The 21,825-nt window shown below is 68.3% G+C and carries 19 protein-coding genes and 1 pseudogene; 9 read left to right on the forward strand and 11 right to left on the reverse strand.

Going from position 1 to position 21,825, the window contains the following annotated elements; genetic code table 11:
* Positions 1–64 precede the first annotated feature (64 nt).
* Positions 65–376 (forward strand): cupin, encoded by a 312-nt coding sequence (locus DIE04_RS09320; RefSeq protein ID WP_124486910.1) that lies wholly within the window; start codon positions 65–67, stop codon positions 374–376.
* Between the two features lie 43 nt (positions 377–419).
* Here the strand turns inward: DIE04_RS09320 and DIE04_RS09325 are convergent, their stop codons facing one another.
* The 4 genes from DIE04_RS09325 to DIE04_RS09340 form a co-directional block, all read right to left on the reverse strand.
* The gene (locus DIE04_RS09325; RefSeq protein WP_044844531.1) at positions 420–704 is read right to left on the reverse strand and encodes a PAAR domain-containing protein; all 285 of its coding nucleotides are present in this window, start codon (positions 702–704) and stop codon (positions 420–422) included.
* A gap of 127 nt (positions 705–831) precedes the next feature.
* On the reverse strand, positions 832–2,034 hold the full coding sequence (locus DIE04_RS09330) for a porin (RefSeq protein ID WP_124521071.1): 1,203 nt from the start codon (positions 2,032–2,034) through the stop codon (positions 832–834).
* Positions 2,035–2,148: 114 nt separating this feature from the next.
* Positions 2,149–3,621, reverse strand: coding sequence for an amidase (locus tag DIE04_RS09335; RefSeq protein ID WP_124521070.1), 1,473 nt, complete (start codon positions 3,619–3,621; stop codon positions 2,149–2,151).
* Positions 3,622–3,649: 28 nt separating this feature from the next.
* Positions 3,650–4,966, reverse strand: coding sequence for an MFS transporter (locus tag DIE04_RS09340; RefSeq protein WP_124486907.1), 1,317 nt, complete (start codon positions 4,964–4,966; stop codon positions 3,650–3,652).
* Between the two features lie 199 nt (positions 4,967–5,165).
* Here DIE04_RS09340 and DIE04_RS09345 point away from each other — a divergent pair, with 199 nt between their 5' ends.
* Together DIE04_RS09345 and DIE04_RS09350 are read left to right on the forward strand one after the other, a co-directional pair.
* Entirely contained in the window at positions 5,166–6,083 is a 918-nt protein-coding gene (locus tag DIE04_RS09345) for a LysR substrate-binding domain-containing protein (RefSeq protein WP_044844534.1), read from the forward strand.
* Positions 6,082–6,402, forward strand: a pseudogene (locus tag DIE04_RS09350) (LysR substrate-binding domain-containing protein); the annotation flags it as partial. The gene DIE04_RS09345 and the pseudogene DIE04_RS09350, both read left to right, overlap by 2 nt.
* Positions 6,403–6,627: 225 nt before the next feature.
* Here DIE04_RS09350 and DIE04_RS09355 read toward each other — a convergent pair.
* The gene (locus DIE04_RS09355; RefSeq protein WP_124521067.1) at positions 6,628–7,020 is read right to left on the reverse strand and encodes an MAPEG family protein; all 393 of its coding nucleotides are present in this window, start codon (positions 7,018–7,020) and stop codon (positions 6,628–6,630) included.
* Between the two features lie 420 nt (positions 7,021–7,440).
* On the opposite strand from DIE04_RS09355, the gene DIE04_RS09360 reads away from it, so the two are divergent.
* Positions 7,441–10,539 (forward strand): transglycosylase domain-containing protein, encoded by a 3,099-nt coding sequence (locus DIE04_RS09360; RefSeq protein ID WP_124521066.1) that lies wholly within the window; start codon positions 7,441–7,443, stop codon positions 10,537–10,539.
* A gap of 34 nt (positions 10,540–10,573) precedes the next feature.
* Here DIE04_RS09360 and DIE04_RS09365 read toward each other — a convergent pair whose 3' ends face one another.
* The gene (locus tag DIE04_RS09365) at positions 10,574–10,921 is read right to left on the reverse strand and encodes a GFA family protein (RefSeq protein ID WP_124486903.1); all 348 of its coding nucleotides are present in this window, start codon (positions 10,919–10,921) and stop codon (positions 10,574–10,576) included.
* Between the two features lie 152 nt (positions 10,922–11,073).
* On the opposite strand from DIE04_RS09365, the gene DIE04_RS09370 reads away from it, so the two are divergent.
* Positions 11,074–11,319: a DUF1272 domain-containing protein gene (locus DIE04_RS09370; RefSeq protein WP_124486902.1), complete on the forward strand. Its 246-nt coding sequence runs from the start codon at positions 11,074–11,076 to the stop codon at positions 11,317–11,319.
* Between the two features lie 27 nt (positions 11,320–11,346).
* On the opposite strand, the gene DIE04_RS09375 is transcribed toward DIE04_RS09370, so the two are convergent.
* On the reverse strand, positions 11,347–12,066 hold the full coding sequence (locus DIE04_RS09375; RefSeq protein WP_260426203.1) for a FadR/GntR family transcriptional regulator: 720 nt from the start codon (positions 12,064–12,066) through the stop codon (positions 11,347–11,349).
* Between the two features lie 119 nt (positions 12,067–12,185).
* On the opposite strand from DIE04_RS09375, the gene dgoD reads away from it, so the two are divergent.
* Complete coding sequence (gene dgoD, locus DIE04_RS09380; RefSeq protein ID WP_044844540.1) at positions 12,186–13,334, forward strand: galactonate dehydratase; 1,149 nt, start codon at positions 12,186–12,188, stop codon at positions 13,332–13,334.
* Between the two features lie 139 nt (positions 13,335–13,473).
* Here the strand turns inward: dgoD and DIE04_RS09385 are convergent, their stop codons facing one another.
* Complete coding sequence (locus DIE04_RS09385; RefSeq protein ID WP_124486900.1) at positions 13,474–14,406, reverse strand: CopD family protein; 933 nt, start codon at positions 14,404–14,406, stop codon at positions 13,474–13,476.
* Positions 14,407–14,783: 377 nt separating this feature from the next.
* On the opposite strand from DIE04_RS09385, the gene DIE04_RS09390 reads away from it, so the two are divergent.
* The 3 genes from DIE04_RS09390 to DIE04_RS09400 all read left to right on the forward strand — a co-directional run bounded on the left by DIE04_RS09390 (position 14,784) and on the right by DIE04_RS09400 (position 18,450).
* A complete protein-coding gene (locus tag DIE04_RS09390) occupies positions 14,784–15,548 on the forward strand; it encodes a c-type cytochrome (protein WP_044844542.1) in 765 nt (254 codons plus the stop codon).
* Positions 15,549–15,567: 19 nt separating this feature from the next.
* Entirely contained in the window at positions 15,568–16,866 is a 1,299-nt protein-coding gene (locus tag DIE04_RS09395; protein WP_044844543.1) for a cytochrome c, read from the forward strand.
* 129 nt (positions 16,867–16,995) lie between these two features.
* The gene (locus DIE04_RS09400) at positions 16,996–18,450 is read left to right on the forward strand and encodes a DEAD/DEAH box helicase (RefSeq protein WP_124521065.1); all 1,455 of its coding nucleotides are present in this window, start codon (positions 16,996–16,998) and stop codon (positions 18,448–18,450) included.
* On the opposite strand, the gene DIE04_RS09405 is transcribed toward DIE04_RS09400, so the two are convergent.
* The 3 genes from DIE04_RS09405 to DIE04_RS09415 all read right to left on the reverse strand — a co-directional run bounded on the left by DIE04_RS09405 (position 18,444) and on the right by DIE04_RS09415 (position 21,804).
* Positions 18,444–18,953 carry a hypothetical protein gene (locus DIE04_RS09405; protein ID WP_044846780.1) on the reverse strand — a complete coding sequence of 170 codons (510 nt, stop codon included), beginning with the start codon at positions 18,951–18,953 and terminating at the stop codon, positions 18,444–18,446. The genes DIE04_RS09400 and DIE04_RS09405 overlap by 7 nt on opposite strands.
* Positions 18,954–19,021: 68 nt before the next feature.
* The gene (locus DIE04_RS09410) at positions 19,022–19,849 is read right to left on the reverse strand and encodes a ferritin-like domain-containing protein (RefSeq protein ID WP_044846781.1); all 828 of its coding nucleotides are present in this window, start codon (positions 19,847–19,849) and stop codon (positions 19,022–19,024) included.
* Between the two features lie 314 nt (positions 19,850–20,163).
* Positions 20,164–21,804 (reverse strand): gamma-glutamyltransferase family protein, encoded by a 1,641-nt coding sequence (locus DIE04_RS09415; RefSeq protein ID WP_124521063.1) that lies wholly within the window; start codon positions 21,802–21,804, stop codon positions 20,164–20,166.
* Positions 21,805–21,825: the final 21 nt, after the last annotated feature.

Raw genomic sequence — 21,825 nt, forward strand, 5'->3', positions numbered from 1 at the left:
CGGCGCGCGGACGTGCAGCCTGCCCGCGCTCCGCAGCCTTCACATTCACGGACCGGACCTACCGATGAACATCATCCGCAGCACCGCGTTCACCGCACAGCGCGCATGGGGCGCGCTGGACATCGCGAACCTGAACGGCATCACGGTCCGCCTGCACTGGACCGATCAGCCGTACCGGTGGCACGTGAACGACGGCGAGGAAGTCTTTGCGGTGCTCGACGGCCGCGTCGAGATGCGTTACCGCGAAGCAGGCATCGAGCACGCGACGGTGCTCGAAACGGGAGACGTCTTTCATGCGACGGTCGGCACCGAACACGTCGCGCATCCGCTCGGAGAAGCGCGCATTCTGGTGATCGAGACCGCAGGCAGCGTCTGACGACGGGCGGCGCGCCGCGCGCGTCGCACGGAGTCGACGGGCATCAGCCCGAGATGGTGCCCGTCCCCTGCGACGGGATCAGCTTCGGCTGCGGCGCGCACAGGCACTGGCACAGGTCGTGTTCGAGCGCGACGACCTTGCCCATCACGGTCATCGTCCGCTCCCCGCCATCGGAGACGATCACCCCCTGGGTCTTGCACGCGGCGCAGAACACCGGCGCGCCGAGATAGGCAAGCTCGCGGCCGTCGAACGACGAATTGGCGATCCCGTCGAGCACGACGCCGCCGTGATCGGTCGTGTCGCCCTTCAGAATGAATTTGCGGCTCATGGTTCGGCTCTCCCTCGGAAACGCCGCGCAGCGCGGCGTCGGGCCGCGTGCGGGCAGTCGGTATCCGCCCGTCGGTCGCGGGCGTTTCGCGAGGATATCACCGCGCAGCCGCTCGCCGTCTCCCTGATCAGAACTTGTGGCGCATGCCGATCCGCGCCTGGAACTGCCGGTCGTTCGCGGAGGCGCCGGGGCCGTTGATCGCCGCGACCGCCGCATGCCCGGTCGAGTCGGTGCCCGACGCACGCTGGAACACGGCGCTCACGTAGACGTCGGTGCGCTTCGACAGGAAATAGTCGAGCCCCGCGGCAACCTGGTGATACGTCGCGCCGTCGCGGCCGTCCACGCCGCCGCCGCGCGTGTAGTCGTACGCCACGCCGCCGAACAGGTAAGGCGTGAACTGATAGCGCACGCTCGCCTCGGCGTCGTTGAACACCGCGTTGCCGGACACGCCACCCGGATTCGGGCCGGACGACAGATCGCCGAGCTGGCGAAACGACGTGTTCGTGTACATCGCACCGAGCGTCACCGCGCCGATCGCATAGGTGCCGCCGAGCGCCACGACCTGCAACGTGCGCGCCGACGCATAGCCCGAATACACCGGCGACAGCATGTTGTTGCCCGGCACGCCGCCCACGGTCGGCGCGGGGCTGCCGGTCGTGCCGAAGAACGACACGTTCGGGTTGCGCGCATTCAGGTAGCCGGCCGCCACCGCGAGCGGCCCGCGCGTGTAGCCGGCCGTGGCCGACCACACCTGGTTGCGCGTCGTCGCGCCCGCCACGCCGCCGACCCCGTACATCGCGGCGACGCGCAACCCGCCGTAGTCGTTGCTGGTGAACTTGATCGCGTTGTTGGTCGAGTTCGCGTTGTTCACGTTGTCGAGGTCGCCGGGGTGCGCGACCATGTAGCCGCCGAACAGCGCAGCGGCCTCGAGCGGGCCGAGGAAGTCGACGTTGGTGTCGTACTGCCGCCCGAGCGTGACGGTGCCGAGCGGTCCCGACAGCCCGACGAACGCCTTCTTGCCGAAGATCAGCCCGCCCTGCCCGAGCTTGCCGGTGCTCGGATCGAACCCGTTCTCGAGCGTGAATACGGCCTTCAGCCCGCCGCCGAGATCCTCGCTGCCACGCAGCCCCCAGCGGCTCGCCTGCTGCACGCCGCCGAGCATCCGCAGCGCGGGCTTGCCGCTTGCCACGCCGTTCGCGCCGGTCACCGCGACGTTGCTCGAGTAAGTCAGCCCTTCATCGATAATGCCGTACAGCGTGACGCTGCTCTGTGCGTGCGCCGCACCCGCGATCAGCGCGACGCCCGCGCCTGCCAACAGCCGTTGTTTCATCGAGAGATCTCCATTGCGCGGGTCGAATGGCCAAACGCTGGCGTGCGCGCCCCCCGCAGGCGCGCGGCCTGCCGGCACGGACCGGAACGGTCCGCTATCAGCCGGGAAAAGTGGTCAGCGCAGCGCGTCGGCGACGACGGGCGGCAGCGTCCGGCGACTGCCGGCCGCGACTTCGTACGCATGGCCGAACTGGAGCACGCCCCAGTCGTCGCGGTAGCGGCCGACGATCTGCATGCCGATCGGCAAGCCGGTCGCGGAGAAACCGCACGGCACGGACAGGATCGGCGCCTCGGTCGACGACAGCAGCCAGCACACGCGCATCCAGTCGATGTAGGTCGTGTTCGCGATACCGCGCACATCGGCGGGCACGCGCAGCGCGGCGTCGAACGGCATCACCTGCGTCGTCGGCAGCAGGTAGAACGCATAGCGCTGCATGAACGCACGCATCCGGTCGAACAGCCGTGTCTTGCGCACGAACATGCGGCCGAGATCCGCGGCCGAGAGCGACCGATGCAGCCGGTATTCGTCGAGGAGTTCGGGCTTCAGCGCGGCACGCTGCCGTTCGTCGAAGCCGTCGACCAGCGTGCCGATCATCCAGGCACGCTCGATGCGGAATACTTCTTCGGCTTCCGAAAGATCGGGATCGTCGAATTCGACTTCGCAGCCGAGCGACGCAAACACGCGCGCCTGCGCATCGACGGCGCGCCGGATCTCCGGATCGACCGGCACGCCGGGCAAGCCGCGCGACATCGCGATGCGCGTGCCGCGGAAATCGCGTTCGAGCGGCTGCGCGAAGCGCGCGCCCGGCTCCGCGATTTCAGTCGCGGTTTCGCCGCTCGGCCCGGCGATCGCGGACAGCAGCAGCGCGGTGTCGGCGACGTCGCGCGCCATCGGCCCGTCGACGCCGAGCGTCGCCCAGCCGTTCAGGTCCGGCGCGCGCGGCACGCGGCCCGGCGACGGCCGCAGCCCGACCACGCTGTTCCACGCGGCCGGGTTGCGCAGCGAGCCGCCCATGTCGCTGCCGCACGCGAGCGGATTCATCCCGCAGGCGAGCGCCGCGGCAGCGCCGCCGCTGCTGCCGCCCGCGGAACGCGTCAGGTCCCACGGGTTGCGGGTCGCGCCGAACACCGCGTTGAACGTATGCGAGCCGGCGCCTAACTCCGGCGTGTTCGACTTGCCGATCATCAGCGCGCCGGCACTCGCGCAGCGGCGCACGATCAGCGCGTCGTGCTGCGGCACGTGATCGGCGAACAGCGGCGAGCCGAAGGTCGTGCGCACGCCGCGCGTCGCGGTCAGGTCCTTCTGCGACACCGGCAGCCCGTGCAGCGGCCCCAACCATTCGCCGCGCGCCCAGCGTGCGTCGATCTTGCGTGCGCGGGCACGCAGCGCATCGGGATCGACGACAGTGACGAGCGCGTTCACGCGCGGGTTGACCGTCGCGATGCGCGCGAGATGCGCATCGAGCAGGTCGCACGCGCTGATCTGCCGCGCCTTCAGCAGATCGAGCATGGTGCGTGCGGGCAGGTCGCACAGGTCGCCGGCGGCAACGTCGGCCGGCGACGACGAAAACGAAACGGTGGTGGTCATGGGGCGAATGGAAGAAAAGGAAGATCGGTCAGTCATCCTGAGCGCTTCGATCGGACGCAAACGCGAGCGCGACGAGCGACAGCACGCCGCAGACGATCACGTACCACGCCGGCGCGGCCGGATTGCCGGTTGCCCCGATCAGCCAGGTGACGATGAACTGCGCGAAGCCGCCGAAGATCGACACGCCGCCCGCATACGCGATCGACAGCGCGGTCGCCCGCGTGCTCTTCGGAAACAGTTCCGCGAGGATCACGCCGTTCGCGCCGGCATTGATCGAGTGCAGCGCGGCGAGCAGCATCACGACCGCGTACATCGTCGCGATCGACGGCACCGCGCGGATCAGCCAGAAGCCCGGCAGGATCAGCACGGTCAGCGCCACGCGCGTCCACAGTGCGACGCGCTTGCTGCCGGTGCGGTCCGACAGCCGTCCGCCGATCGGCGCGGCGACGAACATCACCGCACCGGACAGGATTCCGCACCACAGCGCGGTATCCATCGGCAGGTGCAGCACGCGGATCGCGTACGTCGACATGTAATAGAGGACGATGAAGTGCGCCGCGGTGCCGCCGACCACGAGGCCGAGCGCGGTCAGCACGGCGCCGCCGTCGCGCCGCAGCACGGTGCCGAGTACCGCGGACGAGCGCCGCGCGGCCGCGGCCGGCGCGTGCTGCTCGATCGCATTGAAGCGCGCGCGCAGATACAGGCCGACCGGCGCGATCAGCACGCCGGCGAGGAACGGCACGCGCCAGCCCCACGATTCGAGCGCGGCGGGGGCGAGGAAATGCGACAGCAGGAAGCCGACGAACGAGCCGGCCAGCGCCGCGGCGCCCTGGCTCGCGAACTGCCAGCTCGTGTAGTAGCCGCGCTCGCCGGGCGGCGCGCGTTCGGCGAGCAGCGACGTCGACACGCCGACCTCGCCGCCGGCCGAAAAGCCCTGCAGCAGCCTGGCGAGCACGACCAGCACGGGCGCCGCGATGCCGATCTGCGCATAGGTCGGCAGAATGCCGATCATCCCGGTGCCGAGCGCCATCGTGACGAGCGTGAGGTTCATCGCCGGCACGCGGCCGAAGCGGTCGGCCACGAGCCCGATCACGACGCCGCCGACCGGCCGCGCGATGAAGCCGACGCCGAACGTCGCGACCGACATCAGCAATTGCTGCTGCGCGGACGCGGCCGGAAAGAACAGTTTGCCGAGCAGCACCGCGAAAAAGCTGAACACGGTGAGATCGAAGAATTCGAGGCCGTTGCCGATCGTGATCGCGACGATCAGCTGGCGATTGGACGGGGATGCGGCAACGTCGCCGACATGCCCGCCGAACATGCTGTCCGCTCGGGGCGCCTTCATGAAGATGAGTCTCCGTACTGGTTATGCGGGTCTGGTGCGCGGCCCGTTCGACGGCCTGCGCATGCAGTCTAGGCATTCAAAATACGCAGCCCGGAGCGACATTTTCCGATCGTGATAACGCCCGGTTATCGCGTGCTTTTCGCGCGCCGCCGCGGTGTAGGATGCGAAGGTCGCCACTGCCGCCGCGCCCTGCCACGCCGTGAAACACCACCAGCTCCGGGCGCTTGCCGCCATCGCCGAACACGGCAGCCTGCGCGCCGCCGCGCGCGCGATCCACCTGTCGCAGCCCGCGCTCACGAAGGCGATCCGCGAACTCGAGCAGGACCTCGGCGTGCCGCTCGTCACGCGCAACGCGCGCGGCGCGCAGCTCACGCGCTTCGGGCAGGCCGTCTATGCGCGTGCGCGCCTGATCCTCGCGGAGATGCAGCACGCGCGCGACGACGTGATCCAGCTTTCAGGCGGCAAGGAAGGCGCGCTCGCGTGCGCGCTGACGCCGCTGATGTCGCTCGGTTTCCTGCCGGCCGCGCTCGACGCGTTTCGGCAGCGGATGCCGACGATCCGCCTCGACGTGCGCGAAGGCTTTCTCGACACGGCGCTGCCGCGCCTGCGCGACGGCTCGCTCGACTTCGTGATCGCGATCGTCGATGCGACGCGGCTGTCACCCGAATTCACGTTCCGGCCGCTGCTCGAATCGGAGCTGATCCTGATGACGCGCGCGAGCAATCCGCTGCGCCACTGCACGTCGCTCGCGCAGCTGCAGGATGCGCAGTGGGTGCTGAACACGTCGCCGGAAAGCATCGGCCGGCTGCTGCAGAACGTGTTCGTCGCGCACGGCTACCGGGCGCCGCAGCCGATCGTCGAATGCACCTCGTTCAGCGCGGCGTTCTCGCTGTCGGTGCACACCGACACCGTGTCGTGCGTGCCGAAGCATTTCATGGAAGTCGACTGGATCCGGGAGCGGATGGTCACGATCGACGTGAAGGAGACGATTCCGACCGTGTCGGCCGGCGTGCTGACGCGCCGCGACGCGCTCAACACGGTCGCGTGCGACTACCTGATCCACTGCTTCGTCGAGGCCGTGCGGCGGCACGATCCCGCGAAGCTTCTGTGGCGATAGCGACGCCGGTCATCTGTACCTCGCCCAGATCCGGCACGTAATCGAGGAAATCGACCGCGTCGAGGAAACGATCGCGTCGATGCACCACGAGCCCAACAACATCGGGCTGATCCGCAACTGGGCGCTCGCCGGCATGGGCATCGCGGTGCTGCCGGACTTCCTCGCCGCACCGGATCTCGCCGCCGGCCGGCTGCGCGAACTGCTCGCCGACTATCGGCTCGAGGAACTCGAGATGAACGTCGTATACCCGAGCCGGCGCCATTTTCCTCGCAACGCGCGGCTTTTCATCGATCACCTGATCGATCATTTCGTCAGGTGAATGAAAGGCTGTAATCACGCGCCATTTTTACCAACGCCGGCGTCGCCGTACGACCAGCGCCTCGGTTATTCGATGCTTCCCGCATTCCAGCAGCAGCTGCTCGCGCGCGGCTTCGTCATCGGCAAGCAGGTGCGCGATTCGGGCGTGCGACCAGCTGATCCACTGCTTCGTCGAGGCCGTGCGGCGGCACGATCCCGCGAAGCTGCCATGGCGACAGCGACCTGCTCAGACGAACAGCGCGACGCATAGCGCGGCGCCGCACAGATACGTGCCGAGCGCGCCGATGAAACGCAGGGGATTCGGCCTCGCCATGGTCGGCCATGCGAGCAATCCGATCACGAGCAGGCAGCGGCACACGGTTGCCGCGACGATCAACGAGACGATCGCGCGCGATGGGTCGTGTGCGCCGAAATAGAGAAACAGCACCGCGAGAAACGGTGCGTATTCGGCCGTGTTGCCATGCGCGCGCACGATCTTGTGCAATCCGTCGGTCGGATCGGACGCACACCCGGAATTGGTGGTACGCCGGAAGCGCGTGACGGACACGACCAGGCCGAGCCCGAACAGCATCAACCCCAGGATCGCCGTGCAAACGAGCGCGACGGGATGAATCGACATGGCACCCCCGGCGAAAACGGACATGCGCCGCATATCCGGCGATCGTACCTGCGGCCCGTGCATCCGGCTATCTCGGAAATTCGTAGCTTCGTCGCGCATCGCGCCATGACTTCGGCAATACGATCGGACCCGATTTGTCGCGATTTCGCAATGCACAAGGCCGGTGCGTAAAACGATCGGCGCGATCGGCACGGCCCCCCTCGTCGCCGTTGACACACGCGGGCACGCGAGCGGAACGCGCAAACGTTACGTCACGGCGACACGCGCCACCCGACCACCGGCCGGTTCCCGCATGTCACAGGCATGCGCGTTGCGCCGACGCATCTCGGTAGTGAACCACCCTTGGCAGCCCGCTGCGGAGGACTACACTAATCCTTAATGGGGTGCGGCCGGAGCCTGCGCCTTCAGGGAGACGCCGCTATGAATCGGCCGCTGAATCGCATCCTGCCGCGCGTGACCGGGAGTGCATCGGTCTGGACGTGGATCAAGTGGTCCTTGCTCGCCGCACTGGTGATCGCGGTGGCGATCATCGCCCGGCTCGTGATGACCGAGTTCGAGACGTCGCGCCTGCAGGCGCGCTACCTGTCCGAGCTCACCCGCGACATCGGCTATACCGTCGAGGCGGGCGCGAGCGATCACATCCGCTTCCCCGTCAACGGGCCGTACGACCAGCGCCTCGGCTATTCGCTGCTTCCCGCGTTCCAGCAACATCTGCTCGCGCGCGGCTTCGTCATCGGCAAGCAGGCGCGCGATTCGGAACGGATGCTGTCGCTCGCCGATCGCGGCCTGTTCCTGCCTTACGAAGAGAAAGACCAGGCCGGGCTGATGCTGTTCGACTCGACCGGCTCGCCGCTGTTCGCGACCGTGTTCCCGCAACGCGTGTACGCCGACTTCGACACGGTGCCGCGCGTCGTCGCCGATTCGCTGCTGTTCATCGAGGATCGCTACCTGCTCGACGCGAACCAGCCGAACCGCAACCCGGCGATCGACTGGGGCCGCTTCGGCCGCGCGCTCGCCGACCAGGCGCTGCACGTCGTCAACCGTCATCAGGCACGCCCGGGCGGCAGCACGCTCGCGACGCAAATCGAGAAGTTCCGCCATTCGCCGGACGGCCGCACCGCGACGCCGCCGGAGAAGCTGCGGCAGATCGCGTCCGCGTCGATCCTCGCATACATGAACGGCCCGCAGACGATGCTCGCGCGCCGCGCGATCGTCGTGCGCTACCTGAACTCGGTACCGCTCGCCGCGCGGCCGCACGTGGGAGAAATCACCGGCATCGGCGACGGTCTCGCCGCGTGGTACGGCCGCGACTTCAACGACGTGAACCGCATCCTGTCCGCGCCGACGACCGGCGACAACGTCGACGAACAGGGCAAGACGTTCCGCGAAGTGCTGTCGCTGATCATCGCGCAGCGCGCGCCGTCGTACTTCCTGAATCGCGGCTATCCGGCGCTGCAGAAGCTGACCGACAGCTATCTGCGGCTCCTGTCGAACGGCGGCGTGATCTCGCCCGCGCTGCGCGATGCGGCGCTTGCCGCGCAGATCGAACGCAGCGCGCCGCCGACCGCCGCGCACGTGCAGTCGTTCGTGTCGCGCAAGGCCGTGTCGTCCGCGCGCGCGTCGCTGCTGTCGGCACTCGGGATCAGCGACCTGTACCAGCTCGACCAGCTCGACCTGGAAGCCACCAGCACGCTCGACAACGGCGTGCAGCAGGCGGTCGCCGAACGGCTCGCGAAGGCGTCGACCCGCGACGGCGCGCAGGCCGCCGGCCTGTACGGCTTCGAGATGCTCGCGCCGAAGGACGACCCGTCGCACCTCACGTACAGCTTCACGCTGTACGAGCATCGCAACGGCGCGAACATGCTGCGCGTGCAGACCGACAGCGTGAACCAGCCGTTCGACGTGAACCGCGGCGGCCGCATCAACCTCGGCTCGACCGCGAAGCTGCGCACGCTGATCACCTACCTGCAGATCGTCTCCGACCTGCATGCGCGCTACGGCAACCTGTCGAACGCGCAACTCGCGAAAGTGAAGCCCGACCCGCTCGACGGGCTGTCGCACTGGGCGCTCGACTACCTGTCGCATACGCGCGACCGCTCGCTGCAGGCGATGCTCGACGCGTCGGTCGAACGCAAGTACTCGGCGAGCCCCGACGTGTTCTACACGGGCGGCGGCGCGCAGGTGTTCTCGAACTTCGAGAAATCGGACAACGGCCGCATCCTGACGCTGCATACGGCGTTCGAGCACTCCGTCAACCTCGTGTTCGTGCGGCTGATGCGCGACATCGTCCATTACGAGATGCTGCAGGCGGCCGGCCCGTCGTCGTCGTGGCTCGACGATCCGGCGCAGCGCAAGCATTACCTCGAGCAGTTCGTCGACGGCGAAAGCCAGGTCTACGTGAAGCGCTACTACACGCGCTATGCGGGCAAGGCGCCCGACGATGCGCTCGCGCTGCTGCTGCAGACCGTGCGCAAGTCGCCGCCGAAGATCGCGACGGTGCTGCGCAGCGTCGCGCCGAACGAATCGCTCGCGTGGTTCGATGCGCAGATGCGCGCGCAGCTGAAAGGCACGCCGGCCGCGACGCTGTCGGACGACGATCTCGCCGCGCTCTACGCGAAATACGCGATCGACCGCTTCAACCTCAACGATCGCGGCTATATCGCGAGCGTCCACCCACTCGCGCTGTGGACGCTCAACTACCTGCGCGCCCACCCGAACGCGTCGCTCGCCGAGGTCCGGCGCGACAGCCGCGATGCGCGCTTCTACACGTACTCGTGGCTGTACAAGACGCGCTACCACGCGACCCAGGACCGGCGCATCCGCCGCATGGTCGAGCTGCGCGCGTATGCGGAAATCACGAAGGCGTGGCGCGCACTCGGCTACCCGTTCGAGGAAGTCACGCCGTCCTACGCGGCCGCGATCGGCGCATCGGGCGACCAGCCCGACGCGCTCGCGAAACTGATCGGCCTGATCGCGACCGGCGGCCGAAAGGCGCCGACCGAGACGATCACGCGCCTCGACTTCGCGAAGGGCACGCCGTACGAAACGCGCTTCGTGCGCGCGGCCGCGCAGCCGCAGCCGATGCTGTCGCCGGAGATCGTCAACGTGGCGCGCACGCTGCTGCGCGACGTCGTGCTGAACGGCACGGCGCGGCGCCTGTCGGGCGGCTTCACGCTGCCCGACGGCAAGACGCTGCAGGTCTACGGCAAGACCGGGACGGGCGACCAGCGCTTCAATGTCTACGCGCGCGGCGCGCGGCTGATCGAGTCGCGCAAGGTCAATCGCAGCGGCACGTTCGTGTTCGTGCTCGGCGACCGCTTCTTCGGCGTGCTGACGGCGACCGCGCACGAGCCTTACGCGGCGCGCTACGACTTCACGAGCGCGATGGCCGTGCAGTTGCTGAAGTCGATGGCGCCGGCGCTCGCGCCGCTGATCGAACGCCCGGCCGCGGCCGGCACGCGCACGACGGGCCCCGCGCCGCAGGCGGAAACGCCGGCGCCGCAGGTCGAGCCGTCCTGACGGCGGCCCGCGCGCTCATGCAACGACGCGCCGCTCAGTGCGAGCGGCCGTCGTAGTGCGTGACGGGCAGCGCATCGAGATCGACATCCTCGAGGCATCGCACGTTGATCGCGGCCATCGCGGTGCCGTCCGGATGGGTCCCCTCGGCGAACGTGTGGATCCCGCAGCGCTTGCAGAAGCGATGGCGGATCACGTGCTTGTTGAACAGGTAGGTGGCGAGATTGTCGTCGGGCGTGAGGAGTGTCATGTGATCGCGCGGCACGAACCACATCAGCGCGCCCTTGCGCCGGCAGATCGAGCAGTTGCAGGCCATCACGCCCTGCAGGTCGCCTTCCGCCTCGAACTTCACGTCGCCGCAATGACAGCTTCCGTGATAAAGCATGGTCGTCTCCCGGGGCGGCCCGTGCGCGTCGGCGGTATCCGGGCGGACACCGTTGGCCAGGCCAGTCCAAACGCGTACAGTAGCGCTCGCATGCGCCGCACGCAACGTCCGGCGGCGCCCGTCCCGACCCTCTCCGACCAAGGAAAATCGTCATGCTCGAACTGCGCCCCGGCTGCGAATGCTGCGACAAGGACCTGCCGCCCGATTCGGCGGAGGCGCGCATCTGTACGTTCGAATGCACCTTCTGCGCGACCTGCGCCGACGACGTGCTGAAGGGCCGCTGCCCGAACTGCGGCGGCGACCTGGTCGCGCGTCCGCGGCGGCCGGCGAGCCTGCTCGCGAAGTACCCGCCATCGACGGAGCGCATCGTCAAGCCGGGCGGCTGCGCGAACGCCTGACGGCGCCGCACCGCCCGTCCCTTTCCGTCACGCCATCTCGATCCGCGCGCGCGTCACCGCGAGCAGCGACGCCATCGCGCGGCGCGCGCCGTCCTCGTCGCGCACGCGGATCGCATCGCTGACGGCAACGTGCTCGGCGAGCGATGCATTGTAGACGTGCGCCCGGCGCGCGTTCAGATGCAATTGCGCTTCCAGCGTGCGGTCGATCAGCGCGCCGAGCGGCACCAGCAGTTCGTTGCCACCGGCCTCCAGCACGCTCAGGTGAAAACGCAGGTCCGCACGCACCCACTCGTCGACGTTGCGCGCGGCGGCCATCGCGCGCGCCGCACCATCGATCGCATCGAACGCTTCGGGCGTATGCGTGCGAGCAGCCAGCGCGGCCGCATGCGGCTCGATCATCTCGCGCATTTCCTGCAGCTTCAGCGCGAACGCGAGCGGCGGCGCGACGCGCGCGTACCAGTCGAGCAGGTCGGCGTCGAGCAGGTTCCATGCGCGGCGCGGCCGCACGCGCGTGCCGACCTTCGGCCGCGATTCGACCAGTCCCTTCGACGTCAGCGTGCGCAGCGCCTCGCGCAGCACCGTGCGGCTCACCCCGAACATCGCCATCAGGTCCGGCTCGCGCGGCAGCAGCGACTCGGGCGGATAGTCGCCCCGCAGGATCGCCGTCGCCAGCCGGAAGGCCGTCTGTCCATGCAGGTCGCGTTGAATGATCGTTCTCCGGTGATGGGCAACGCCGCGGCTGCCCACTATCTGCACAATAGTGCTATTAATACTATTTTTTAACGCGCTACGCTAGGATCGTCGTCACGTACTCGACCGGCGCCGCGTCCGCACGTCCGCGCCGGTCCACCCTGGAGACAAGCGACATGAAAATCACCCGCCTCGAAACCTTCGTCGTCCCGCCGCGCTGGCTGTTCCTCAAGATCGAGACCGACGAGGGCATCGTCGGCTGGGGCGAGCCGATCGTCGAGGGCCGCGCACACACGGTCGAGGCCGCGGTGCAGGAACTCGCCGACTACCTGGTCGGCCGCGACCCGCTGCTGATCGAGGATCACTGGCAGGTGATGTACCGCGCCGGCTTCTACCGCGGCGGCCCGATCACGATGAGCGCGATCGCGGGCGTCGACCAGGCGTTGTGGGACATCAAGGGCAAGCATCACGGCGTGCCCGTGCATGCACTGCTCGGCGGCCAGGTGCGCGAGCGCATCAAGGTGTATTCGTGGATCGGCGGCGACCGGCCGAGCGACGTCGCGAACAATGCACGCGCAGTGGTCGAGCGCGGCTTCAAGGCGGTGAAGATGAACGGCTCCGAAGAGCTGCAGATCGTCGACACCTACGACAAGGTCGAGCAGGTGATCGCGAACGTCGCGGCGGTGCGCGACGCGGTCGGCCCGCACGTCGGGATCGGCGTCGACTTCCACGGCCGCGTGCACAAGCCGATGGCGAAGGTGCTCGCGAAGGAGCTCGATCCGTACAAGCTGATGTTCATCGAGGAGCCGGTGCTGTCGGAGAACGCCGAGGCGCTGCGCGACATCGTCAACCAGACCAACACGCCGATCGCGCTCGGCGAGCGGCTCTACTCGCGCTGGGACTTCAAGCACATCCTCGCGGGCGGCTACGTCGACATCATCCAGCCCGACGCGTCGCACGCGGGCGGCATCACCGAGTGCCGCAAGATCGCGACGCTCGCGGAAAGCTACGACGTCGCGCTCGCGCTGCACTGCCCGCTCGGCCCGATCGCGCTGGCCGCATGCCTGCAGCTCGACGCGGTCAGCTACAACGCGTTCATCCAGGAACAGAGCCTCGGCATCCACTACAACCAGGGCAACGACCTGCTCGACTACCTGCGCAACCCCGAGGTGTTCCGCTACGAGGACGGCTTCGTCGCGATCCCGCAGGGCCCGGGGCTCGGCATCGACGTCAACGAGGAGAAGGTGCGCGAGATGGCGAAGACGGGCCACCGCTGGCGCAACCCGGTGTGGCGCCACGCGGACGGCAGCGTCGCCGAGTGGTGATGCCGAGGTGAGATGAGACGCGTTGCGCGGCGGGCATGCCGCGCATCGGCTTCGAGACGGCCGCCCGGCAGGCGGCCGTTCTTGCATCCGCAGCACGCGGCGCGCGGGCACCCGGCCCTGCGCCGCGCCGAGCCGGCCGTCAGCCGAGCGCCGCGAACCCCGGCACGCAGGACGCCAGCACGGCGGCCGCGACGAACACGCCGATCATCGTCAGCGCCTCGAGATGCAGGATGTTGCGGAACGTGTGCGCATCCTCGGTCGACGCGGTACGGCGCAGGCGCGGCAGCGCGGAGAAGCGGTTCAACCCGCCGAGCACGAGCGCGAGCGCGACGAGCAACAGCTTGAGCAGCAGCACGCGCCCCCACGTGCTGCCGTCGAGCGGCGCGAGCGCGCCGCCGAGCCCGCGCAGTGCATTGAGCACGCCCGTGCCGAGCACGAAGACGACCGCGATCACCGACGTACGCGACAGGTGCTGGCCGATCCGGATCAGCGCGCCGCGCGCGACCGACGAGCCGAGCACCGGCAGCACCGCGAGCCCGCCCGCGAGCACGAGGCCGCCCCACACCGCGGTGGCGAGCAGGTGCAGCGTCTGCACGCCGACCGCCGCGGACAGCAGGCCGGTATCGGCCGCATGGCCGAGCGACGCCTTGCCGCCCGCGACCACGATCACCGCGAGCCACAGCACCGCGTGCGCGACCGGGCCGTCCGGCTTCGCGAGCGCGACGATCGCGAGCGCCACGGCGCCGGCGAACGCGACGCTCCACGCGAAGCCCGCGTGGGTCTGCGCGAGCATGACGGGAATCGCGGCGAACGCACCGCCGAGCCCCGCGCCGCTCATCGCCGCGGCTTCGTACACGAGCCAGCCGAGATCGGCGAGCACGAGCGCGAGCGCCGCCGCGACCAGCGAATGTTGCGCGCGCAGCCATGCGGGATGCGACGGCGCGACGACCGGCCGCGCGCCGTCCTTGCCGAGCCACGCCTTGAGCAGCGCCGAGCCGACCGCCATCGCGAACGTCGCGTCCATCAATGCCGCCAGCGCGACCTGCCCGATCCACAAGCTGTCTATCCTCATCGCGCGCACCCTCCCGGGAACGGCCGGCCGGCGGCGCGGCGGCAAGTGGAACGACAGCGGGAAGACGGCAACGGCACGGTAAGGAACGTCATCGATGAATCCGGAAACGGGAGAAATGACTGGATCTGCGGCGGAGGCGGCGCCGCGCGACCCGCGAGTGTACGGTCTTCGATGGTCAAAGCGCACGCCGGTTCACACGATGCGTGCAGATAGCGCGTCAAATTGTCGCAAGTCGTAAACAGGCAGGAACCGATGACCTTTTGCCAAATAGCCGTCATTACCCATCGATGATAGAATGCCGCGTCGCAGCAGCCCGGCTGTCCTGCCGTCCATGCGCCGAGCCGATCGTAGCCCGGACAGGTCCCCGACGAATAAACATGGAGTCTCGTGTGTCTTCAAGACGCCTCTTCCGTCCGTTGCTTGCCGTTCTCCTGATCGGTGGCGCGGGCCTTATGAGCGCTGCCCAAGCGCAGACCAAGCCCACGGAGCAAGCGCACGCCCAGCAGGCGCCGCTCAAGGCACCCGATACGATGGCCGAGCGTGTGCGCGGCTGTACCGCATGTCACGGCGTTCACGGCCAGGGCACGGACAACGACTATTTCCCGCGTCTTGCCGGCAAGCCGGCGGAGTACCTGTACAACCAGCTCGTCAACTTCCGTGATGGCCGGCGCAAGTACCCGCCGATGAACTATCTGCTGACCTACCTGAACGACGATTACCTGAAGGAAATCGCCGAGCACTTCTCGGCCGAACGTCCGCCGTACCCGACGCCGGCCAAGCCGACGCTGCCGGCTGCCACGCTCGCGCGCGGCAAGCAGCTCGTCACGCAAGGCGATCCGTCGCGCAAGCTGCCGGCCTGCGTGGCCTGCCACGGCGCAGGGCTGACCGGCATGCAGCCGGCGATCCCGGGCCTCGTCGGCCTGCACGCCGATTATCTGAGCGCACAGCTCGGCGCATGGCGCTCGGGCAACCGCCACGCGAAGGCACCGGATTGCATGCACGACATCGCCGCGAAGCTTTCCGACGAAGACGTGACGGCCGTGACCGCATGGCTCGCCGCGCAACCGGCGCCCGCCAACCCCGTGCCGGCACCGGCGCGTTCGATGAAGACTCCGCTCGCCTGCGGCAGCGAACCGCAATAAGGCAAGGGAGACAGACACAATGAAACGCAAGTCCCTGTTTGCACTCTCGGCTGTCGCGATCGTCGCGGCCGCCGCCCTCGTGCCGGTCCTGTGGCCGGGCAACGACACGCTGCACGGCGCTGCCGCCGTCGCGGCCACGCCGGCCGACCAGGCCGCGCTGATCAAGAAGGGCGAATACCTCGCGCGCGTCGGCGACTGTATCGCGTGCCACACCGTGCGCGGCGGCAAGTCGTTCGCGGGCGGCCTGCCGATGGCGACGCCGTTCGGCACGATGTACACGCCGAACATCACGCCGGACGACAAGGACGGCATCGGCAAGTGGACGTCGGACGACTTCTACCGCGCGATGCACACCGGCCGTTCGAAGGACGGCAGCCTGCTCTACCCGGGCTTCCCGTTCGCGAGCTACACGAAGGTCACGCGCGCCGACTCGGACGCGATCTACGCGTACCTGCGTTCGGTCCCGCCGGTCTCGGTGCCGAGCCGTCCGCACGAACTGAAGTTCCCGTTCAACAACCGCAACCTGCTGATCGGCTGGCGCACGCTGTTCTTCAAGGAAGGCGAGTACAAGCCGGATCCGACCAAGTCGGTCGAATGGAACCGCGGCGCGTACCTCGTCGAAGGCCTCGGCCACTGCTCGATGTGCCACACGTCGATCAACATGATGGGCGGCCCGGTGAACTCGGCAGCCTTCGCGGGCGGCCTGATCCCGCTGCAGAACTGGTATGCGCCGTCGCTGACGAACGACAAGGAACTCGGCCTCGGCGACTGGCACGTGCAGGAGCTGTCGGACCTGCTGCAGGCCGGCGTGTCGAACAAGGGCGCGGTGTTCGGCCCGATGGCCGACGTCGTGCACAACAGCCTGCAGTACATGAGCGACGAAGATACGCGCGCGATGTCGACGTACCTGAAGTCGATCCCGCAGAAGGCTGAAGCGCCGAAGAACATGCAGTACGAGCCGTCGAAGCAGTTCGGCAACACGCTGTTCGACCAGGGCAAGAAGATCTACGCGGACAACTGCGCGACCTGCCACGCCGAAACCGGCGCGGGCAAGCCGCCGGCGTATCCGCCGCTCGCGGGCAACCATTCGATCGTGATGGAATCGGCGGTCAACCCGATCCGCATGGTGCTGAATGGCGGCTATCCGCCGAGCACGTTCAAGAATCCGCGTCCGTACGGGATGCCGCCGTTCGCACAGTCGCTGTCGAACCAGGAAGTCGCGGCAGTCGTCACGTATATCCGGATGTCGTGGGGCAACAACGGTACGCCGATCTCGCCGCAACAGGTGAGCGACCTGCGTTCCGCGCCGCTTGACTAAATAGCGCGCGACACAAACGGGGGCGCGGCTGCGGGAAACCGCAGCCGCGCCCCTTTGCTTTTTTGCGACGCCGTTCCCCGCGCTGGCCGCGCGAGGCGTCGCCGATCATAAAACTCAAGAGTGGTATCTATGTCTTTCGAATCTCTCGGCCTGGCCGAACCGCTTGTCAAGGCGGTCAACGAGCTCGGCTACACGTCGCCGACGCCCATCCAGCAGCAGGCGATCCCTGCCGTCCTCGGCGGCGGCGACCTGCTCGCCGGCGCACAGACCGGCACCGGCAAGACCGCCGGCTTCACATTGCCGATCCTGCAGCGCCTGCATACGTTCTACGCCGAGCATCGCGGCGCGAAGCGCGCGGTGCGCGCGCTGATCCTCACGCCGACGCGCGAACTCGCCGCCCAGGTCGAGGAAAGCGTGCGCGCGTACAGCAAGTACCTGAAGCTGCGCTCGACCGTGATGTTCGGCGGCGTCAGCATCAATCCGCAGATCGATGCGCTCAAGCGCGGCGTCGACATCGTCGTCGCGACGCCGGGGCGTCTGCTCGATCACATGCAGCAGAAGACGATCGACCTGTCGGATCTCGACATCCTCGTGCTCGACGAAGCCGACCGGATGCTCGACATGGGCTTCATCCACGACATCAAGCGCGTGCTCGCGAAGCTGCCGCCGCAGCGCCAGAACCTGCTGTTCTCGGCGACCTTCTCCGACGAGATCAAGTCGCTCGCCGACAACCTGCTCGATTCGCCGGCGCTGATCGAAGTCGCGCGCCGCAACACCACCGCGGAAAGCGTCGCGCAGAAGATCCACCCGGTCGACCGCGATCGCAAGCGCGAGCTGCTCACGCACCTGATCCGCGAACACAACTGGTTCCAGGTGCTCGTGTTCACGCGCACCAAGCACGGCGCGAACCGGCTCGCCGAGCAGCTGACGAAGGACGGTATCAGCGCGATGGCGATCCACGGCAACAAGAGCCAGTCGGCCCGCACGCGCGCGCTCGCGGAATTCAAGAACAGCACGCTGCAGGTGCTGGTCGCGACCGACATCGCCGCGCGCGGGATCGACATCGACCAGTTGCCGCACGTCGTCAACTTCGACCTGCCGAACGTGCCGGAAGATTACGTGCACCGGATCGGCCGCACGGGCCGTGCAGGCGCGACCGGCGAAGCCGTGTCGCTCGTGTGTGTCGACGAGAAGCAGCTGCTGCGCGACATCGAGCGGCTGATCAAGCGCGAGATTCCGCAGGAAGTGATCGCGGGCTTCGAACCCGATCCGACCGCGAAGCCGGAGCCGATCCAGCAACGCCGCGGCCAGCAGCCGCGCGGCGGCAACGGCGGCGGCGGTGGTGGCGGTGCCGGCAATCGCCAGCCGCGTGCAGGCGGCTCGGGCCAGCCGGCCGCGAAGCGCGACGGCAATGCACAGCCGAAGGCCGCGAAGGCGGCCAAGCCGCGCGCGGCCGGCGGTGCGAGCGGCAACGCCGGCGGCGGCGGCCGCCCGTCAGGCGGCAACGGCGCGCGTCCCGCGAACGGCAACGCCGCGCACGCGAACCGCAACCGTTCGTCGCGCAGCGGCCAGCGCGGTCACTGAAGCCGCGCGGCCGCGCGCCGCAGGTGCTCGACCTGGCGCTGCCAGCGCGCGAGCACCTCGGCGCGCGCCTCCCCTTCCAGCGCAAACGTGACGCCGGTCGCGAGACGCGCATAGCCGACCCGCTGCGCATCGCCGTGCGCGATCGTCGCAGCGAATCCGGCAAGGCCCCCGAAGTCCCCTTCGAGCGGCTCGATCCTCAGTTGTGCCTGAAAGAATGCGCCGTCCGCGACGAGCGTCAACGCGGCCGCGCGCCGTTGCGTCAGCGCACGCGCCGCGCGCGATTGCGGCCAGAGCGCGAGCAGCAGCGTATGCGCGTCGCGCGCGTGGATCTCGCCGACGCTGAGCAGCGTCGTGCGCAGCTGGCCGTCGTCGGTCGCGACGATCAGCGATGCGGCGAAGTCGGCATGGCGTTCGAGCGCGGTGCCGTCGAACAGTGCAACGACGGCCGGCGGCCACGCGTCGAACGTCCATTGTTCGAGCGCGTGGCGATGGGAATCGGTCATGATGGCGGCCCCGGTGAAAAGCAGATGATGATCGCGCAGCATACGCGCGCCGGACCGCGCGGTGACGATCAGCGCATGAACACGTGCCGCGTGATCTTCGTCAGCGGATAGTGGACGCTCGGCTGGATCTTCGCGGGCAGGTCGAGCGGCTTGAGCAGCATCTTCACGCACATGTCGGCCGACAGGTTGCGCCGCACGAGCGAGCTGATGCGCGCGGCACGCTCGCGGTTGTATTGACTGTCGCCGACGCGATCCGGGTAGCGGACTGCGAACACGTGGCGCAGCGCGATCTCGGAATCCTCGTTCTTGATTTCCATCACGCGGCGCATCAGCGCGCCGAGCACCGCGAGACGGCCGTTGCCTTCGAGCTTGTTGTACTTCTTGAAGAACTTGAAGAAGTGCTTGTAGTGACGCACTTCGTCCGAGCGGATGTTGTCGGTGATTTCCTTCAGCACCGGCTCGTCCGAGCATTCGTTGATCGCGCGATAGAGCGTGGCCGTGCCCGTCTCGACGACGCAGCGCGCGACCATCTCGAGCGCGCGGGTCTTCTCGAACGCGTCGACCGAGCAGGTCTTCGAATACTCGGCGAAGAAATTCGCGAACGCGGTGTCCCAGTCGAACTCCGGCCACACGTGCGCGATATACGCCTTCAGCGCGCGCCCGTGCTGCAGTTCCTCGTGCTCCCACGCATTGTTGAGCCACGCGGACACTTCCGGATCGTCGTTGAAGAACTCGCTCAGGTTGCTCGTGTAGAGATCCGAGCCGCTTTCGATGAACGACGACGCGCACAGCAACAGCAGCAGATCCTCGTTCGCGGCGGCGCGCTGACGATCGATCCGGTTCAGGTCGATGTCCTCGATACGCCACGGCATGACATGCGTCGTTTCAGTAGGCATGGTGATGCGCTCCCAGTCGTCGCGCGGCAGGCCGGCCCCTCTCTTCGCACAGGCCCGGCGTGCCCGCAGGCGACGTTTTGCTTACATTTATTAGTGGATTGGTCCGGCCGAACCATGCTGGCATCTTAGCCGGACTTTTATGTTCGTGCTTCAAAGCACTGACCATGCCCGCCGCGCGCAGTTCCGCCGCGCATGTTGCGGATCGTTAGATGAGTTGTTCGAACCGGTTGCGCGCGCGCGACGGCATGCGCTGCATCCAGGCAAAACGGGCGGCCATCCGGCCGCCCGTCGGGCACAACGCTGGAAGCGTTCCGTCAGAAACCGGCCGCAAGACCGTCGCGGCGGCTGTCGCTCGCGGCCACGTAGCCGCGGTCGGGATCGTCGCGATCGAGACGCCACACGAACTGCCCCGAACCGAAATCCATGTAAGGATCGTCGATCGACTTGATCGTATGGCCGCGCGCGGCGAGCCCGTCGACCGTCTCGCGCTTCATCGTCGACTCGACGTCGAGCGTGAAGTCGCGATTGACCTTCCAGCGCGGCGCGTCGCAGGCGGCCTGCGGCTGCTGTCCGTAGCCGAGCATGCGCACGACGGTCTGCAGGTGGCCCTGCGGCTGCATGTCGCCGCCCATCACGCCGAAGCTCATCACGGCCTCGCTGCGGCCGTCGACTTCCTCGGTGACGAACGCGGGGATGATCGTATGGAACGGCCGCTTGCCGCCCGCGACGACGTTCGGCGACGCCGGGTCCATCGAGAAGCCGTGCCCGCGGTTCTGCAAGGCAATGCCGGTACCGGGCACGACGAGTCCCGAACCGAAACCCATATAGTTCGACTGAATGAAGCTCACCATCATCCCGCGCTCGTCCGCCGCGGACAGGTAGATCGTGCCGCCCGACTGCGGGCGGCCGGCAGCGAAGTGCGTCGCGCGCGCGCGATCGATCAGCTTCGCGCGTTCCGCGAGATACACATCGTCGAGCATCTGCGCGGGCGTCACGTCCATCGCGCGCGGATCGGCGACGTAGCGATAGACGTCCGCGAACGCGAGCTTCATCGCCTCGATCTGCAGGTGCTGCGAGTCGACCGAATCGACCGGCCATTCGCTCAGGCCCGCCCGCTCGGCGATCCCGAGCGCGATCAGCGCGGCGATGCCCTGCCCGTTCGGCGGGATCTCGTGAATCGTATGACGGCCGAAGCGCTTGCCGATCGGCTCGACCCATTCCGGCCGGTACGCGCGCAGGTCGGCTTCGGTCAGCGCGCCGCCGCCTTCGCGCGCGAACGCCGCGAGCTGCGCGGCGAGCGCGCCTTCGTAGAACGCGCGCGGGCCGTCGTTCGCGAGCGTGCGCAGCGTCTGCGCGTGGCCCGGCAGGCATATGCGCTCGCCGACGTGCGGCGCGCGCCCGCGCGGCATGAAGGTGTCGGCGAAACCCGGCAGTCCCTGCAGTTCGGGCACCGCGGCCGCCCATTTGTGCGCGACGATCGGCGACACCGCATAGCCGCGCTCGGCGATCTCGATCGCCGGCTCGAGCAGATCCGCGAACGGCAGCGAGCCGAACTTCGCATGCAGCGCTTCCCAGCCCGCGATCACGCCCGGCACCGTGACGGTGTCCCAGCCGCGCGTCGGCTTGTTCGCGATGCCGTGCGCGTCCTCGCCGTGGCGCTTGCGGAAATAGTCGGGACTCCATGCGGCCGGCGCGACGCCCGACGCATTCAGCCCGGACAGCCGCGCGCCGTCCCACACGAGCGCGAACGCATCGCCGCCGAGCCCGCACGACACGGGCTCGACCACCGTGATCGCGGCCGCGGCGGCCAGCGCCGCATCGACGGCATTGCCACCTTTCCACAGCATCCGCAGCCCGGCCTGCGCGGCGAGCGGGTGCGACGTCGACACGACGTTGCGCGCGAATACCGGGATGCGGGTCGTCGGATACGGGTTGTGCCAGTTGAAGCGAGTCATCGGTTCCACCTCGTCGAAAGC

This window comes from Burkholderia sp. Bp8994 (assembly GCF_003853805.1).
GTDB lineage: Bacteria > Pseudomonadota > Gammaproteobacteria > Burkholderiales > Burkholderiaceae > Burkholderia.

What these genes read in the sequence shown, in the direction of transcription:
- DIE04_RS09320 (WP_124486910.1), top strand. Translation starts at nt 65, where the DNA reads ATGAACATCATCCGCAGCACCGCGTTCACCGCACAGCGCGCATGGGGC.
- DIE04_RS09325 (WP_044844531.1), bottom strand. Translation starts at nt 704, where the DNA reads ATGAGCCGCAAATTCATTCTGAAGGGCGACACGACCGATCACGGCGGC.
- DIE04_RS09330 (WP_124521071.1), bottom strand. Translation starts at nt 2,034, where the DNA reads ATGAAACAACGGCTGTTGGCAGGCGCGGGCGTCGCGCTGATCGCGGGT.
- DIE04_RS09335 (WP_124521070.1), bottom strand. Translation starts at nt 3,621, where the DNA reads ATGACCACCACCGTTTCGTTTTCGTCGTCGCCGGCCGACGTTGCCGCC.
- DIE04_RS09340 (WP_124486907.1), bottom strand. Translation starts at nt 4,966, where the DNA reads ATGAAGGCGCCCCGAGCGGACAGCATGTTCGGCGGGCATGTCGGCGAC.
- DIE04_RS09355 (WP_124521067.1), bottom strand. Translation starts at nt 7,020, where the DNA reads ATGTCGATTCATCCCGTCGCGCTCGTTTGCACGGCGATCCTGGGGTTG.
- DIE04_RS09360 (WP_124521066.1), top strand. Translation starts at nt 7,441, where the DNA reads ATGAATCGGCCGCTGAATCGCATCCTGCCGCGCGTGACCGGGAGTGCA.
- DIE04_RS09365 (WP_124486903.1), bottom strand. Translation starts at nt 10,921, where the DNA reads ATGCTTTATCACGGAAGCTGTCATTGCGGCGACGTGAAGTTCGAGGCG.
- DIE04_RS09370 (WP_124486902.1), top strand. Translation starts at nt 11,074, where the DNA reads ATGCTCGAACTGCGCCCCGGCTGCGAATGCTGCGACAAGGACCTGCCG.
- dgoD (WP_044844540.1), top strand. Translation starts at nt 12,186, where the DNA reads ATGAAAATCACCCGCCTCGAAACCTTCGTCGTCCCGCCGCGCTGGCTG.
- DIE04_RS09385 (WP_124486900.1), bottom strand. Translation starts at nt 14,406, where the DNA reads ATGAGGATAGACAGCTTGTGGATCGGGCAGGTCGCGCTGGCGGCATTG.
- DIE04_RS09390 (WP_044844542.1), top strand. Translation starts at nt 14,784, where the DNA reads ATGGAGTCTCGTGTGTCTTCAAGACGCCTCTTCCGTCCGTTGCTTGCC.
- DIE04_RS09395 (WP_044844543.1), top strand. Translation starts at nt 15,568, where the DNA reads ATGAAACGCAAGTCCCTGTTTGCACTCTCGGCTGTCGCGATCGTCGCG.
- DIE04_RS09400 (WP_124521065.1), top strand. Translation starts at nt 16,996, where the DNA reads ATGTCTTTCGAATCTCTCGGCCTGGCCGAACCGCTTGTCAAGGCGGTC.
- DIE04_RS09405 (WP_044846780.1), bottom strand. Translation starts at nt 18,953, where the DNA reads ATGACCGATTCCCATCGCCACGCGCTCGAACAATGGACGTTCGACGCG.
- DIE04_RS09410 (WP_044846781.1), bottom strand. Translation starts at nt 19,849, where the DNA reads ATGCCTACTGAAACGACGCATGTCATGCCGTGGCGTATCGAGGACATC.
- DIE04_RS09415 (WP_124521063.1), bottom strand. Translation starts at nt 21,804, where the DNA reads ATGACTCGCTTCAACTGGCACAACCCGTATCCGACGACCCGCATCCCG.